A 14632-nucleotide genomic window follows, 5' to 3' on the forward strand; every position below is an offset into this window, starting at 1 on the left:
GGAACCACAACAGGAAAAAACATACGATTGCCGAATTCTAAGACTACAGGAACGTATATTCCGTGACAAATTATTGACCCTTTGTGTAAGTAAACTTTGGAGAAGGGGAACGGAGGGGTGAGGGTGCTAGAACGTTTTCAAGGAAGTTTGATCGGATTGGCGGTAGGCGATGCATTGGGGACAGCTGTGGAATTCAAGAGACCCGGAACGTTCACGCCGGTGAAGGACATTACAGGTGGTGGCGCTTTCCAACTGCCGAAAGGCGCATGGACTGACGACACATCAATGGCGCTCTGCCTGGCGGAAAGCTTGATCGAATGCAAAGGCTTCAACGCGAAGGATCAGATGGAACGCTATGTGAAGTGGTATCGGAGAGGTGTTCTCAGTTCCACGGGGGAATGCTTCGATATCGGCAACGCTACCGCAGAGGCGCTGCGGCGTTTCGAGAAGACGGGGGAACCGTTCAGCGGCTCAGATGATCCCTACGCGGCCGGGAATGGGTCGATCATGCGACTCGCCCCGGTTCCGTTGTATTACGCTTCGGACATTCGCGAAGCCATCCAATTGTCAGCCATCAGCTCGCGTACTACCCACGCTGCAACCGAGTGCGTGGACGCTTGCCGTCTGCTCGGTGCTTTTATCGCGTCGGCCGCCCTGGGAATGAAGAAAGAGGAGCTTCTTAGCACGGAGACTTTCGACAATCTCTGGAAGGACGATCCGCTTACGAAGAAGATTCTGGAAGTATATAAGGGAACCTACATGCGCCTCGAACCACCAGACATTCAAGGCAGTGGGTACGTTGTAAAATCGCTGGAGGCAGCGCTGTGGGCTTTTTATCACAGCAGCAGCTTTGAAGAGGGAGCACTTCTGGCTGTCAACCTTGGCGACGACGCCGACACGACTGGCGCTGTGTATGGGCAGCTGGCCGGCGCGTATTACGGACTGGATGAGATTCCTCAGCACTGGGTAGAGACGATTGTCATGAAAGAATATATTTTGGAGCTCGGACGAAGTATTTATATAAAGTGAGGCATACAATGAAAACTATTTTCACAGAACATATCGTTTCGATTGTTGGAGGAGCATGCTAGCCGATCCGAAAAAGCAATGGAAGGGAAGTATTCCTCTTACGAGCTTGCGCATGCATGGACGCAAACGAGGAGCTTCCCAAGTCTATCGCAGAGGCAGCGGCAGTCTTGGACCATGTTAACCCCGTCCAAGGCTGCCGTCTTTATTACCTTAACCTAATCCGCCGCCGTCGTGATCGCGATATGGTACTGATCCGCGTACCAATCCACCTTAGCGCCGAGCGATTCGCTGACGAATCGGAGCGGGAGGTACGACGTGCCGGAGGAAATGAACGGCGCTTCCGCCATGACGACGGGGCTCCCGTTTTTGAGAACGGTTCCCGTCTCGTATTCGACGACGATCGTTAGCGGCGAAGGATCGCCTTGTTCGATCGTAACGGACTTCGTCGTATGATCCCAGACGATCCGGGCTCCCATCGATTCGAAGACGGAACGCAACGGGACGAACGTTTGCGCCCCGCGCAGCATGACGCCGTTCGCGAGGCGAACCGTCCGGCCGTCCAAGCTGACCGCGATCGGCTTCTGCATCGGTACCGGCGTATCGTGAGAGAATTCCTCATCGCCCGCGCCGAGCATCGAGCCTTTGTTCACGCCCCAGCCCCACAACGAACCGTCCTCTTTTTGGAAAATGACATGTCTGCCGCCTTCCGTCACCGAGACGACGTCCTCGGCCAGTTTGCGAAAGATGGCATCGGTCGGCATCGATTCGCGGCTGGTCGACGTCTCGTACAAGCTGCCGTCTTTCGTCAAGACGACGATCGATCGTTCGCAATGCACCGCTTGCTTGACGTCCGCGACGGCGGTTAGCGGAATCGGCGATTCCTGCTTATGGACGATCGTGCCGTCCGAAACGCCCGTTCGCGTCGACCCCCAAAACCACAGACGCGAGGAAGCGTCGATCGCCAGTCTCACTTCCCGATACGCGGTGATGGATTGGATATCCGGAAGATTTTCGATTCGATTCGCCGCGAGGCGGAGGGAGCTGTCCCAGCCGACGGTGTCCGTCCGAGTCACTTCCCATACGGTCCCGTCGGCGTTCAACACGACGTTGTTATCCGCGGCGACGGCCCCGGCGACGTCCGGAAGCGGCAGGACGGAGGCCAGGTCGTTATTGGCTGCCCATACCGATCCGTCCGATTTCACGAAGAGGTAAAACGATTGCGAAGAAACCGCGATATCGACGACGTCGTTTATTCCGTCTAGCAGGCGGGGCGCGCCGAGTTTGCCGTTCTCGTCCGAAGCCCGCACGAACACCTGGCCCGAGCGATCGAGCGCAAGCGCATGCGAATACCCATGAACGACTTCCTTCAATCCATCCGCTTCCGGCAAGGCTTCCATCCGAAGCTCCCCTGACGGGTTCTCCTCCCAAATCCAAACGGTTCCGTCTTCCTTGACGATCCAACCTCCTTCGAAAGCTTCCTCTACGTTCGTTAAGCCGACGATTTGCGTGGGGACCGCCTTCGGACCGCCCCATTCCCAATACGTTCCATCCGTCTTGACCAACGAGCCGGAGCCGAACGAACGCACATAGGGCGCAACCGTCTCTGCCGCGCTAGCCGGCAGGACCGACGGCGAGGCGAGCAGGGCCGCAGCGACCGCCGCTAATAAGGTCTTCCGTATTTTCATGATCGTATCCTCCGATATTGGAATGAACAGCTGAATATATAGACGCATTGATATGGGGAAAGTTCCCTTATTCCAGCTCGCCGAAGCAACTTCAAGAAAGTTTAAAATCATTCGCCATCTGCGTTAACGGAACGATGTTATGGTAAAGGCGTTAAGAACGAAGGAGGCGAACGAAACGATGGATACGGCAAGTCATGTATTGTTCGGCGTGACGCTCGCGGGGCTCGCGACGGCGATCGATCCGGCGATCGCCGCGGAACCCGGCGCGTTCGGCGGGGCATGGATCGCGTCGCTCGTCGTCGCGTCGCATGCGCCCGACTTCGACATCGTCGCGAGGATCAAAGGCCAGGCCGCTTACGTTCGGCTTCATCGCGGCGTCTCGCATTCGATCCCCGCATGGTTCTTGTGGCCGCTTCCGATCGCGCTTATTTACGCGGCTGCCTCCGGGTTCGCCGAGGCTGCCTTACATGCGTACGCTTGGGCGTTGGCCGCGGTCGTCCTACACGTCTTGCTCGATGCGCTTAACGGCTACGGCGTGCAATGCTTACGTCCTTTTACGAAAAGATGGGTCCATCTAGACGCTCTGACTCTATTCGACCCCTATTTGTTCGTTCTGCATCTGGGCGCGGCCGCGCTTTGGCTGGCGGGAGCGGCCGATCCCGTTCCGCTCTTTCCGGCGCTGTACTCGGCGACGGCGTTCTACGTCGGATGGCGCGTATGGCGGCAACGGCGGCGCCTTCGTCGGCTGCGCGAGGCGCTCGGCGGGACGGCGAGCTGCTACGTAACGCCCTGTATGCATCCGTGGCGATGGTCGTTCGCCGCCGAGCGGGAGGACGCGTTCGTCTCCGGATTTATCCGATGCGGACGGATCGAGGATGTGGTCGAAATCCCCAAAGGGGCGCCGCTCGCCGATCATCCGCTCGTCGAAGCGTCCAAGCGGACCGAAGCGGTCCGTTCTTTCCTCGCGTTCGCGCAGCGAGCGCATGTTTTCATAACTGAGGACGAATCCGGAACGGTCGTCGCGTGGCGCGACATGCGCTTCCGGTTCGGGCGCCGTCTCCCGTTCGGGGCGGACGTCGCGTTCGATCGGCAACGGGCGGTCGTGTCTGAACAGATCGGCTGGCGTAAGAAGGCGTGGGAAGGACCCTACGTTTGACGTTCGAAATAGGAGAGCAACCTCTCGAAAGGAAGGCTGTGGTACAACAGAGATGCAGTACTAAAATGACGCCAGGAGATGAAGCGCATGGGTAAGTTAGCGAATAAAGTAGCGATCGTGACAGGAGGGAGCCGGGGCATCGGCCGGGCCATCGCGCAGCGGCTTGGCCGCGAAGGAGCGACGGTCGCCGTGCATTACGCCGTGAACCGAAGCGCGGCCGAAGAGGTGGTCGGCGAGATTGTTCAAGGCGGCGGCTCCGCATTTTCCGTGGGCTCCGATCTCGGAACTCTTGACGGAATCCGCACCTTCTATGCCGGCGTGAAACGAGAGTTGGAGGCTAGATTCGGCACGGCCGGATTCGATATTCTCGTGAACAATGCGGGAATGGGTCTTGCGGCGACCATCGAAGACACGAAGGAGGAGGACTTCGACTCGGTGATGTCGCTGAATGTGAAGGCGCCCTTCTTTATGATCCAGCAGGCGCTGCCCGATCTCCGCAACGATGGACGCATCATTCAAATCTCTTCAGCCGTTACGCGTATTTCTCTGCCGGCCATTCCTGCGTACAGCATGTCGAAGGCGGCGATCAACGGATTGACGCTTTCGCTCGCGAATCAGCTCGGACCGCGCGGGATTACGATCAATGCGATCGCGCCGGGATTCGTCGCTACGGATATGAACGCCGGCATGCTGCAGGACCCGGGAAGCCGCCGGTTCGGCGCCGACTTTTCCATCTTCGGCAGATGGGGGGAGCCGCAGGATATCGCGGACATCGCGGCGTTCCTCGCGTCCCCCGAGGGCGGGTGGATCACCGGTCAGGTTCTGGATGCAAGCGGCGGTTCGCACCTGTAAATACAAACAGCCCCGAGATTCGGGGCTGTTTGTATTCTTACAGATCCTTCCGGCTGAACGCTCGGCATCCCAGCAAGAGCAGAAGCGCAACATACCCTGCCGTATATAATAGGTAGGAGTTCGAAGGAACGCTCGATATGGAAAAGGGTCCCATGTCGGAGATCGCCAGCCCCGCCCAATCCGCTCCACCGATCACCTCGTAAAGGCTTCTCCGGTAAACCGAGTCGGTGGGCAGGAGCAACCCGATCAGCAGTACGAATTTATCCAATGCAGGGTGAGACCCTTCATAGACCGTTATCCCTTCGACGAGCCCGGTAAAGAGCGCGAGCCCGTACAGCAAGGCGGCGCAAATTCCGTTCCCCAGCATCGGCAAATAGACGGAGCCTAGCATGGTAAGCGACAAGAGAAGAAGCGGCATCCAGACGAATAGCGCTAAGCCTCGAACCACGTCCCCCGCCAGTACGGGAAGTCCGGCCAGGCTGTGAATGGTCCAAATGACGGAAAGGAACAGGATGGCGCTGTAAGCGGCGATCCAGACGGCGTGACCCAACCATTTGGCCAGATAAAGCTTCCAGCGGGGGAGGGGCCGGGCGGCGACGGCCAGCAGCAATCCGTTCTCCTGTTCGCCCGTGACGGTTCCCATCGACGAGAAGAGCACGAAGAAGGCAGACAGAAATTGCGCGAAAAAAAGTCCCAACACCATCAGCACCATACTGTTCAACAATCGTTCGGCGGGGGAGCTTTGGCTTTGCGCCGCCGCGCCGGCCAGCTCCCTGGCCCCGAAGGCGAACAAGACCAGAAAGACGAAGGTCAGAACGATAGTAACCAGGAACACCCGCTTGCGGGTGAGCTCCTTGAAGGTGGCGGAGATGTACATGGTCATTGCAAGACGCCTCCTTCTCGAGATCGGGCCATCCGAAGGAACCAAGCTTCCAGATTGTTCGGCTCAGGGCCGGATTCGTAAAGCGTCAGGCCGTTCCGGATCAATAAAGAGCATAGGTAACCGGCTTGCTCCCGGTCTGCGACGCGGGCGGATAGGAGGGCGTTGCCGTTCGCATCCGCGTCGACCAGGCGCAGCAGCGGGGAGGAGAAGGCGGCGCCGACGGCGTTGTTCAGCTCCGCCAACGTCTCGGGAAGCCAGCCGCCGAGCCGGAAGCGCCAGTTGGCCCCGGTATCGCCGGAACCGCCGAGCAGCTTGTACAGCGGACCGGACGCCAGCAGTTCGCCTCCGTACAGGAAGGCAGCTTCGTCGCACAGCTCCTCTACATCCTCAAGTAGATGACTATTAAGAAACACCGTCACCCCCTTGCCCCGAAGCCGCTTCAGCAAACTGCGGATCTCGAAGCGCCCGACAGGATCCAATGCCGAAGCGGGTTCGTCCAGAATGACCAGCTCGGGCTCGAGGAGCAGGGCGGCCGCCAAGCCGAGGCGCTGCTGCATTCCCTTGGAGAAGCCGCCGACTCTGCGGTCCGCGGCATCTAGCAGGCCGACCAGCTCTAATGTGTCCCGAATTCGGCTACGGAAAGCAGGCGCCCGCGTTTCCCGGGGACGCAGCCCCCCCAGTTGACCATGGAAGCGGAGCACTTCGACCGGAGTCAGCCAATCTTGGAAACGGAACAGCTCGGGCAAATACCCGAGCTTGCGCCGCGCCTCAGGCCGGCCGAGGGGCCGTCCCAACACGGCGGCCCGCCCGGAATCGGGGCGGTGAAGGCCGGCCAGCATCTTGACGAAGGTGCTCTTGCCGGCGCCGTTAGGTCCCAGCAGGCCGAAGATGCAGCCCTCCGGCACTTGCAAGGTGATGCCGCGGCAGCCGCCGCGGCCGTTGTAGGTTTTGGTCAGATCCTCCGTGTCGATCATCATGGCAGGATGAGCTCCTCCGCGGCCTGCCGGAAGTCGGCTTCCGCGGGGAACTGTTCCATATCCCCGCTCAGCAATCCCATCCGCTCCCCGTCAAGCCAGAGCAGATACCGTCGCCCGCCGTCCTCGGTCATGATCGCATCATGTCCGTTCAACCGAAGGTTGGAGGTCACGCCGTCGCGGGCCGGAACCGGCAGCGTACTCTGCCAATCGCCGATGGCGGCCAACTTGGTCCGCAGGCTGTCCGGCAGCACGGGTAACCCCAGCACTGCTTCGCGGACCTGGGCCGGATCGATGCCGTCTTCCACGGCGAGCTCCGGCTTGCCGAATTGGAGCAGCCGCACCGGCTTGCCCGACAAGCTGCCCTCCGAAGCGACGCCGTCCGGAATATGCAGCCGGATCGCCTTACCGTTCGCTTCGGCCGGCAGGGTGGAGGCTCCGCCCAAACGGGTGAGCAGCCGATTGACGGCATCTACCTTCAGGTTCAAGGTGAGCGTAGTAGCCGGCTGATATTCGGGGGACGGGGAGTCTTCCAACCGGAGCAGGGCGCCGCCCATCTTTTGTTCCGCTTCGTCCCAAGTCACGGTACGGGCTTCGCCGCCGCCGGATTGGGACAAAGTGCCGTACTGCGCCAGGCTGAAGCTCCGGTCTCCCTCGGGCGAGCCGCTCTCCAGAATGCTTGAGATGGTCGCCATGTCGTCCGCCGAAATCTCGACTCCGACCATGTGCTGAATGCGGAAGGTTTGCATCATGACGGCCAGCGCCCGATCTCCCATGGGGGTGGCGAACAAGCCGACCGCCATGACGGCGGCGGCGACCCCGGCCGTCCATCTCCGAAGCCTGCGCTTGGCCGGTCTTTCGGTTCGCCAGACGCCGTGCGCCCCGTTCACCCTTGCCGCGCTGAGCGTTTCCGTCGACTGGAATACTTCTGACCTCTTCATATCGATCGCACCATCCTTCTCGTAATGATCTCGATTCCCATCCCACAGCGCTCGCGACTCTAACCTTGCTTCGTCCGGCTGCGGATCTTCCGCCGCCTGCTTCCAAAACGCCGGAGCCGGTTCGCGAGAAGCTCGCCTTTCGAACCGAATCCAAGCCCGCTCCGCATCAAATACCGGTTCGCCGTCGTTCCGCTTCATTCCGTCCGCCATCGCGCTGCCCCTCCTCCTGTCCGTATTTTTTCTTCATTCGTTCTTCCGCCCTGGCTAGCAGCGAACCGACGATCTTCGGATTGACCTCCAGCCGGAGGGCGATCTCTTCGTAGCTGTACCCTTCCTCCCGAAGCAGGAGGGCGGTCCGATCTCGTTCCGAGAGCTTCCTCAGTACTCTGCGAACCACGTCCTTCTCCCATTCGCGGATGACCTGCGTTTCACCCGAAGGGGCGGCGCCTTCCGACCAAGCGGCCACTCTGGCGCTCTCCTTTACCAATAACGCCTTGCCCGACGACCGTTGTCTCAAATAATCGTAACCTACCCGGGTCAGCACTCGGTGCAGCCAGGCGCCGACAGCCTCCAGCCGGTCGGGCGGGGTTCGATAGAGCCTTAGAAACACCTCTTGAGCCAGATCCTCCGCCGCCGCATAGTCGCCGGTCAACGCATAGAGCTTCCGCGCTACTCCAGGGTAATGCTCCCGGAACAGGCGTTGGAACAACTCGGGTACCTGTGCGCCTTCCTCCATGTTGCCGCCGCGCCCCCTTTCGCTTATAAGACGGTTGTCGAATCGATTTTGTAGCAGGGAAAAGATGAAAATCAATTAAAATACATCCTGTAGCAATCAAAATATATTGTAAAGCGATAAATTTGTCTGTCAAGTGTGCCGGATTGAAAAAGGTAGCAAAAATTGACGACGCACCCTATAGGTGTAAAATACAGGGTAGGTGATGCCGAATGAGCGAGAAACGGAAGAAGACGCCGAACGGAGGCAGTCTACGTCAAATAAACGCCGCGGGCGGGCAGCGGAATGGGGCGGGCCGGAAGAGGATCGGAGCGACCCGGAAACTGTCGCTGACGCTGCCGGCGTCATGCTGGCAGGAAATCGACCGGCGCTGCGGCGGCGGCGATTATTCCGTGTCGGAAATCGTCCGTTCGATCATCGAGGACTCCATGAGGGATGTCGATATTTTATAGGTTCGCCGCAAGGATATCTCGCTGAAGTGGGGCTGTTCTATGGAATACCGGAGCATTCTATTTGCGAATGAGAGAAAGACATCCGAAGCCGATGAGCCGTTCATGTCCGACGGAGCGATGTCCGACCTCGGGTTGGATATGATCCTGGAAGAAATGCTTCGCGGGCGGGAAGGGGAGGCGGAGCTGCGGCAATGGTTCCGTTGTCCGCTGCCGGACATCGACGCCGTGCGCTACCGCAGCTCGGTCATGGAGGATATCGATGGGCGGTTAACGTTAGAGGCAGCCGAGAAGTTTGTGTTACGGGTAAGGCGGCTAACGGAATGTTTGAACTTCGGCGAGGCATGCTCGGGATCGGTTCAAAGCTGCAAATGGCGGCTAGACGCCGCGGTCGAATACTGCAAGGCCGTGTCGGAAATGAAGGAAGCGATTAATGTTGCCGGATTGCGCTCCGACGGCTTAACGCGCTGCTCCGAATGGTTGTCGGCTTGCGCGATGTCCAAGCCGTTCATCCGGCTGCGCGACGATGCCTTCGAACTCGACCGTACGTTCTGCGATATGAAATATAGTCTAATTGCGTCGGATGGACTGTTCTACATCTACGCCGGCAGCGACGAAGCGGATTATTGCGCGGAGCTGCGCCGCACGTTCGACCGGGACGGGGAGTCGGAGGGGTCCCTTCAGGCGATTGTCGGACTGCGGACGCCGGGCTTGGAAGAAGAGATCCTCCGGCTGTTGCGCAAGCGACATCCGGCGGCATTCGCGGCGTTAGAGTCGTTCTGCAATATCCATTCTTCGTTCGTCGATCCGGCGGTGTTGACCTTAGCCAGTGAATTAACGTTTTACATCGCATGTCTTCGATATTTCCGCGCGATTCGAAAGCGCGGTCTCTATTATTGTTACCCCGCGATAACGGAAAAGAAGGAGCTGCGGGTCGAAGCCGGCTACGACCTTAAGGTAATCGCCGCTACTACGAATCTACCGATCGGAAACGGAATCGATTGGCATGCGGAAGCGGCTGTCGTCGTGCCGGCGTTTCCGGAAAGGCCGGATTCGTTCGGAAGAACGGTAGGTCAAATTATCGCTCTAAGCGCGCTGGGCTGCCCTGTTCCGGCAAGATCGGCCGTCGTTCCGCATGTCGATCGACTGTATACGCATTTCCCGAAGGCGGACCGTCCGGAGAGGAACGAGGGAAAGCTGAAGGAGGAACTCGCGAGGCTTCGGCCTATCGTGGCTGAAGCGGATCATGGCAGCATGGTCGTCTTGAACGAAACGTTCTCCACGACATCAACCTGCGATGCGGTCGCGATGGGAAGGAAGTTGTTGGATCTGCTGACGGCCCGAGGCGCGATGTGCTTGTTCGTCACGCATCTTCCAGGTTTCGCCCCGGAAGATTGCGACGCTGGTCGGAAGCGGGTGGAAGAGGAAGTCGAGCGATACGGACTCACGAAGGAACGGCTAAGAAGTCGGTTAAAGGAGCGGCTGCACGGATGAAACCATCGCTGCTTAGCAGGGGGGCGCCCCGCGATGACGGTCCGGCGCCGGATGAATTCGCCCTTGAGCGAGATTTGCATCTAGAACCGCTATTCCGCGCGATGTCGGGGCAAGACAAGTTTCTATCGGAAGCGTGCAAGCGGGTCCTGCTGAGAACGGAAACGGATCTTGAAGCGATTCGCTATAGACAACAAGTGTTGAAAGACGCGCTTCGGCATCCGGAGATCGTAGATCGGTTATACGCGCTTGCTTCCGAGGTTTCGAGCAAATCCGCGGAATACAGAGCAAAGATGAAGCCGAACTTCGCTCGGACGATTCCGGTGCGCGAGAGGCTCCGAGTCGCGGTCGAGTTACTGCCGGCCTTGCTGGACTCGCTTGAGGAGCTGAGGGACGCAGGAGCTCGTCACGCTGAATCGCTTAGCTCCGAAGGGTTTCTTGATTTCTTCGAGCGGCTTCAAAATAATTATCCTGACGCGTTCTTTCGGGAGGCGAGGGATCATCTCGCCCGGCTGCGGCAAGTCGAGAGGAGAGGCGGCGTAAAGATCGGCGCGTCGGTCGGGGACGGCTTCCATGGAACCGATGTTGTGCTTAGAAGTTTGGATGCTCGGCCTACAGCCGCACTAAGGGATCGGTTGCTTAAGGGCTACGGCTTGTTTAAGGCGGAACACAGCCTTCGGGACATGGAGGAGAGCGCCCTTGGCAACGTGCTGCACATCCTGAAGCGGTTCATCGATGACGCGTTAGGCGACTTCGACAGCCTGCGGTACGAGAGCGGCTTTTATGTCGGGTGCGTACAGTTACATCGCGAGTTGACGGTTCGAGGATGTCCCGTTTCGTTCCCTACGGCCTATAGTGCCGACGAACGAGTACTCGTTTTCCACGACCTCTACGACCCCGGACTGGCGCTCCGTCTCCCGCATCGGCCGATCGGCAATGACTTAACGGGGGAAAGCGCGTGCCTGTTCATCGTGACCGGTGCGAATCAAGGGGGCAAGTCGACGTTCCTGCGCAGCATCGGGTTGGCGCAGCTCATGATGCAATGCGGCATGTTCGTTCCGGCATCTCGCTTCGAAGCGAACGTCTGCGACCGCATCGTAACATATTTCGCCGGGTCGGAGTCGCAGTCCGCCGGGGGGACGTTGGAGGAGGAGCTGCGCGGGTTGAATCGGCTCGTCGAACGATCGACGCCTCATTCGCTCCTCCTGATGAACGAGCCGTTCGCCGCGATCGCGGAACGAGACGGCGCGACGGTCGGAAGGCATTGGCTCGCCGCATGCTGCGAGTTGCAGCTGAAGGTCGTTCTCGTCAGCCATAATTTCGAGCTGGCGAATTGGGCCTTCGAGGAACTAACGCCCCAAGCGCTCTTCTTATCGCCTGTAAGGAACGATGACGGAAGGCGAACGTACCGAATGACGCGCTGTCAGCCCGTTCGAAGCAGCTTCGGAGAAGATTTGTTCCGGAGCCTGATCGAGAACGCTAACTAAAGCAGTACGACCAAGGAGGCCGCGCGCAAGCAGCCTCCTTGGTCGTATGAAGAAACATTACTCGGCTTCACGTCTCTTAACGAATGTTTTGGTTACGCTCCGGCGTCCGTCCAAGCCGGTTGGGATGTCTCCGTCGATAGTGATCCTGCGGACGACTCGTGATGCGTTGCCGTAGTCGTTGACCGCGTAATGCTGCGTGGCGCGATTATCCCAGATCGCGACGTCCCCGGCTTTCCATCTCCACCGGACGGTGTTTTCGATTTGCGTTACATGCCTCTGCAGGATCGAGAAGATTTGCTGAGAATCGGCGGTGCTGAGACCGACGAAGCGTTTCACGAAATGCCCGAGTAATAAATGTCTTTCCCCCGTTTCCGGATGGATATGGACGACAGGGTGCTCGGTCTCGTATACAGTCGAAGAAAATACCTCGTTATGGTGTTTCAACGCTTCTTCGGTGAAATCGCGGCGCTCCGCCGCATAATCGTAGGCGTTCGTATGAACGGCCCATAATTGATCCGCAAGTTTCTGTAAGCTCGCCGGAAGGCCCTCGTATGCGGCGGCCGTGTTAGCCCAGACAGTATCGCCGCCGGCTTCCGGGATGACCACTCCGCGTAAAACCGAGAATTTCGGGTATGCGGCTAGGAAGGTGACGTCGGTGTGCCAGGAGTTCGCCCGGCCGTTCCCATGATCGGAGTTCAGCTCCAAAATATAATCCGAACCCTCCCGGACCGGAACGGTCGGATGAGCGGCCGGCCGGCCGAGCAGCTTCGCGAAAGCTTCCTGTTCCCGATCGTCCAGATGATGCTGGTTGCGGAAGAAGACGACCTTATGCCGTAAGAGCGCTTCATGGATGAAGGACACGGCGTTCGAATCAAGACTTCCCGTTAGGGAAATGCCCGATATTTCCGCACCGATCCGGCCGGCGACCGGATTGACTGCGATCTCCTCGCCGTGCAACACGTCTTCTCTTGCGATACTCATTTTCATTTCCTCCTCGTTCTCGTCGATCCTAAGATTTCCGAGCGGGAAACGAACAAAAGCCAGGGCATATCGCCCTGGCTTCCAGATGACTGGTCAGCGTTACACTTTTATTCTTTGAATCCCCATCGGTTTAGTCAACATAATAATGCAATCCGGGAAATGCGTCAAGAAAGAAATATGCAGAAAATGGATTGACACCAGGACTCAGGGGAGATATATTATATCCTATAAAACCGATCAAAATACTTGTATATAAACCGACTAGATATCTAGAGGTTTCCCGTTTCCAGGGAAACCTCTATTTTTTTGGTCGCGATTATAAGTACGGTTTTGAAAAATCCGATGATGGAGGATGATTCAGGATGAAGAAAAGGCCGAACGTTGTACTGATCTTAAACGATGACATGGGTTTTTCGGATATCGGCTGTTACGGCGGAGAAGTCGATACGCCGAACTTGAATAAGTTGGCCGAGAACGGAGTTCGCTTTACCCAATTTTATAATACGGCGCGATGCAGTCCGACGCGAGCCTCCTTGTTGACCGGCTTGCATCCGCATCAAACCGGGATCGGCATTCTGGTGGACGACGACGGTCCGGAAGGATACGCCGGCAATCTGAACGAACGATGCGTGACGATCGCGGAGGTGCTGAAGGAACACGATTACCGAACTTATATGAGCGGGAAATGGCATGTCGCTACGGATCTATTTCATGCGAGCGATACATGGCCCAAGCAGCGCGGCTTCGACCGCTTCTACGGAATCATTAACGGGGCCGCGGACTATTTCGCCCCGGTAACGTTAACCCGAGATAACGAAAATATCGAACACGAAGCGCTGCAGAACAATGATTTCTATCTGACGGACGCGATCAGCGACGAAGCGGTTACGTTCATTAAGGCGCATGCGCAAGAGTACCCGGATCGGCCCTTTTTCCAATATGTCGCTTATACCGCTCCTCACTGGCCGCTCCATGCCCCGGAGGAGGATATCGCCAAATACAAAGGCCGGTTCGATAAAGGGTGGGACGCCCTCCGAGAGGAACGGCTGCAGCGAATGATCGACTTGGGGATCGTTCGCGAATCATGGGAGCTGACGGAGCGCGACCCCGGGCAGCCGTCCTGGGAGGAAGCGGATGAGAAGGAATGGCGGCTGCGACGAATGGAGGTGTATGCCGCACAGATCGACCGGATGGATCAAGGCATCGGGCGTATCGTACGCGCGTTAGAAGAAACGGGCCAGCTGGACAATACGCTGATTCTGTTTCTTGCCGACAACGGCGGATGCGCGGAAGAGCTGGATGCGAAGCTCGGGGAGCATTTATTCCGCAAGAGAATCGTGAGAGAGAAGACGAAGCATGGCGAGCCTGTCATATACGGCAATCTGAGCGCCCATGCGCCAGGTTCGGAAAGCACCTACCAAAGTTACGGCGTGGCTTGGGCCAATTTGTCCAACACTCCTTTCCGACTGTATAAGCATTGGGTTCATGAGGGAGGCATCTCCACGCCGCTCATCGCGCATTGGCCGAAGGTTATCCGAGACAAGGGGGGGATCCGACATACGCCGGGTCAATTGACGGACATTATGGCGACCGTGTTGGAAGCGACGGGAGCCGTTTACCCGGAAACATACCGCGGCCGAGCCGTTCTCCCGCTCGAAGGATCCAGCTTGGTTCCCGTTTTCCGCCAAGACACGTTAGAGAGACCTCCTTTGTTCTGGGAGCATGAGGGCAACGGCGCCGTCCGGAGCGGGAAGTGGAAGCTGGTCCGGAATTATCCCGGCCCTTGGGAGCTATACGACATCGAATCGGATCGAACCGAAACCAAGGATGTGGCCGACCGGCATCCGGACATCGCGAAAGAGTTGAGTCAACTATACGAAGCATGGGCTCTACGCTGCGGCGTCATTCCGAGGGAGAACATCCTTGCATTATACGAGGCCGCGGCCGATAGAAAAGAGAACTGAATAACGG

General features: G+C 58.2%; 13 protein-coding genes. 7 read left to right on the top strand and 6 right to left on the bottom strand.

Annotation, left to right across the window (positions count from 1 at the left end):
• The first annotated feature begins 123 nt into the window (after positions 1 to 123).
• Positions 124 to 1029: an ADP-ribosylglycohydrolase family protein gene (locus FE782_RS10530; protein ID WP_439116431.1), complete on the top strand. Its 906-nt coding sequence runs from the start codon at positions 124 to 126 to the stop codon at positions 1027 to 1029.
• 215 nt (positions 1030 to 1244) lie between these two features.
• Here FE782_RS10530 and FE782_RS10535 read toward each other — a convergent pair whose 3' ends face one another.
• On the bottom strand, positions 1245 to 2714 hold the full coding sequence (locus tag FE782_RS10535; RefSeq protein WP_158299332.1) for a stalk domain-containing protein: 1470 nt from the start codon (positions 2712 to 2714) through the stop codon (positions 1245 to 1247).
• Positions 2715 to 2892: 178 nt separating this feature from the next.
• On the opposite strand from FE782_RS10535, the gene FE782_RS10540 reads away from it, so the two are divergent.
• Both FE782_RS10540 and FE782_RS10545 read left to right on the top strand, forming a co-directional pair.
• Complete coding sequence (locus FE782_RS10540; protein ID WP_138194052.1) at positions 2893 to 3870, top strand: metal-dependent hydrolase; 978 nt, start codon at positions 2893 to 2895, stop codon at positions 3868 to 3870.
• 87 nt (positions 3871 to 3957) lie between these two features.
• Positions 3958 to 4722: an SDR family oxidoreductase gene (locus FE782_RS10545; protein ID WP_138194053.1), complete on the top strand. Its 765-nt coding sequence runs from the start codon at positions 3958 to 3960 to the stop codon at positions 4720 to 4722.
• A 37-nt stretch (positions 4723 to 4759) separates the two neighbouring features.
• Here the strand turns inward: FE782_RS10545 and FE782_RS10550 are convergent, their stop codons facing one another.
• From FE782_RS10550 to FE782_RS10565, 4 genes are read right to left on the bottom strand one after another with little or no spacing between them, the layout of a single operon-like run.
• Complete coding sequence (locus FE782_RS10550) at positions 4760 to 5605, bottom strand: ABC transporter permease subunit (protein ID WP_138194054.1); 846 nt, start codon at positions 5603 to 5605, stop codon at positions 4760 to 4762.
• Positions 5602 to 6582, bottom strand: coding sequence for an ABC transporter ATP-binding protein (locus tag FE782_RS10555; protein ID WP_138194055.1), 981 nt, complete (start codon positions 6580 to 6582; stop codon positions 5602 to 5604). Before FE782_RS10555 ends, FE782_RS10550 begins: the two co-directional genes overlap by 4 nt.
• The gene (locus tag FE782_RS10560; RefSeq protein WP_138194056.1) at positions 6579 to 7730 is read right to left on the bottom strand and encodes a hypothetical protein; all 1152 of its coding nucleotides are present in this window, start codon (positions 7728 to 7730) and stop codon (positions 6579 to 6581) included. Before FE782_RS10560 ends, FE782_RS10555 begins: the two co-directional genes overlap by 4 nt.
• The gene (locus tag FE782_RS10565) at positions 7687 to 8256 is read right to left on the bottom strand and encodes a sigma-70 family RNA polymerase sigma factor (RefSeq protein WP_138194057.1); all 570 of its coding nucleotides are present in this window, start codon (positions 8254 to 8256) and stop codon (positions 7687 to 7689) included. Before FE782_RS10565 ends, FE782_RS10560 begins: the two co-directional genes overlap by 44 nt.
• A 209-nt stretch (positions 8257 to 8465) precedes the next feature.
• Here FE782_RS10565 and FE782_RS10570 point away from each other — a divergent pair, with 209 nt between their 5' ends.
• The 3 genes from FE782_RS10570 (at position 8466) to FE782_RS10580 (ending at position 11680) form a co-directional block, all read left to right on the top strand.
• Positions 8466 to 8705: a hypothetical protein gene (locus FE782_RS10570; protein WP_138194058.1), complete on the top strand. Its 240-nt coding sequence runs from the start codon at positions 8466 to 8468 to the stop codon at positions 8703 to 8705.
• Positions 8706 to 8807: 102 nt separating this feature from the next.
• Positions 8808 to 10196, top strand: a complete 1389-nt coding sequence (locus tag FE782_RS10575) for a MutS-related protein (RefSeq protein WP_158299333.1) — start codon at positions 8808 to 8810, stop codon at positions 10194 to 10196.
• A complete protein-coding gene (locus FE782_RS10580; RefSeq protein ID WP_138194060.1) occupies positions 10193 to 11680 on the top strand; it encodes a MutS-related protein in 1488 nt (495 codons plus the stop codon). Before FE782_RS10575 ends, FE782_RS10580 begins: the two co-directional genes overlap by 4 nt.
• Positions 11681 to 11737: 57 nt before the next feature.
• Here the strand turns inward: FE782_RS10580 and FE782_RS10585 are convergent, their stop codons facing one another.
• Positions 11738 to 12661: a TauD/TfdA dioxygenase family protein gene (locus tag FE782_RS10585; RefSeq protein WP_138194061.1), complete on the bottom strand. Its 924-nt coding sequence runs from the start codon at positions 12659 to 12661 to the stop codon at positions 11738 to 11740.
• Between the two features lie 362 nt (positions 12662 to 13023).
• On the opposite strand from FE782_RS10585, the gene FE782_RS10590 reads away from it, so the two are divergent.
• Entirely contained in the window at positions 13024 to 14625 is a 1602-nt protein-coding gene (locus FE782_RS10590; RefSeq protein WP_138194062.1) for an arylsulfatase, read from the top strand.
• The last annotated feature ends 7 nt before the right edge of the window (positions 14626 to 14632 follow it).

The sequence above is a fragment of the Paenibacillus antri genome, assembly GCF_005765165.1.
Classification (GTDB): Bacteria; Bacillota; Bacilli; order Paenibacillales; family YIM-B00363; genus Paenibacillus_AE; species Paenibacillus_AE antri.

Excerpts from the sequence above, each read along its gene's own strand:
- FE782_RS10535 (WP_158299332.1), bottom strand. The coding sequence starts at position 2,714 with ATGAAAATACGGAAGACCTTATTAGCGGCGGTCGCTGCGGCCCTGCTC.
- FE782_RS10540 (WP_138194052.1), top strand. The coding sequence starts at position 2,893 with ATGGATACGGCAAGTCATGTATTGTTCGGCGTGACGCTCGCGGGGCTC.
- FE782_RS10545 (WP_138194053.1), top strand. The coding sequence starts at position 3,958 with ATGGGTAAGTTAGCGAATAAAGTAGCGATCGTGACAGGAGGGAGCCGG.
- FE782_RS10550 (WP_138194054.1), bottom strand. The coding sequence starts at position 5,605 with ATGACCATGTACATCTCCGCCACCTTCAAGGAGCTCACCCGCAAGCGG.
- FE782_RS10555 (WP_138194055.1), bottom strand. The coding sequence starts at position 6,582 with ATGATGATCGACACGGAGGATCTGACCAAAACCTACAACGGCCGCGGC.
- FE782_RS10560 (WP_138194056.1), bottom strand. The coding sequence starts at position 7,730 with ATGGCGGACGGAATGAAGCGGAACGACGGCGAACCGGTATTTGATGCG.
- FE782_RS10565 (WP_138194057.1), bottom strand. The coding sequence starts at position 8,256 with ATGGAGGAAGGCGCACAGGTACCCGAGTTGTTCCAACGCCTGTTCCGG.
- FE782_RS10570 (WP_138194058.1), top strand. The coding sequence starts at position 8,466 with ATGAGCGAGAAACGGAAGAAGACGCCGAACGGAGGCAGTCTACGTCAA.
- FE782_RS10575 (WP_158299333.1), top strand. The coding sequence starts at position 8,808 with ATGTCCGACGGAGCGATGTCCGACCTCGGGTTGGATATGATCCTGGAA.
- FE782_RS10580 (WP_138194060.1), top strand. The coding sequence starts at position 10,193 with ATGAAACCATCGCTGCTTAGCAGGGGGGCGCCCCGCGATGACGGTCCG.
- FE782_RS10585 (WP_138194061.1), bottom strand. The coding sequence starts at position 12,661 with ATGAGTATCGCAAGAGAAGACGTGTTGCACGGCGAGGAGATCGCAGTC.
- FE782_RS10590 (WP_138194062.1), top strand. The coding sequence starts at position 13,024 with ATGAAGAAAAGGCCGAACGTTGTACTGATCTTAAACGATGACATGGGT.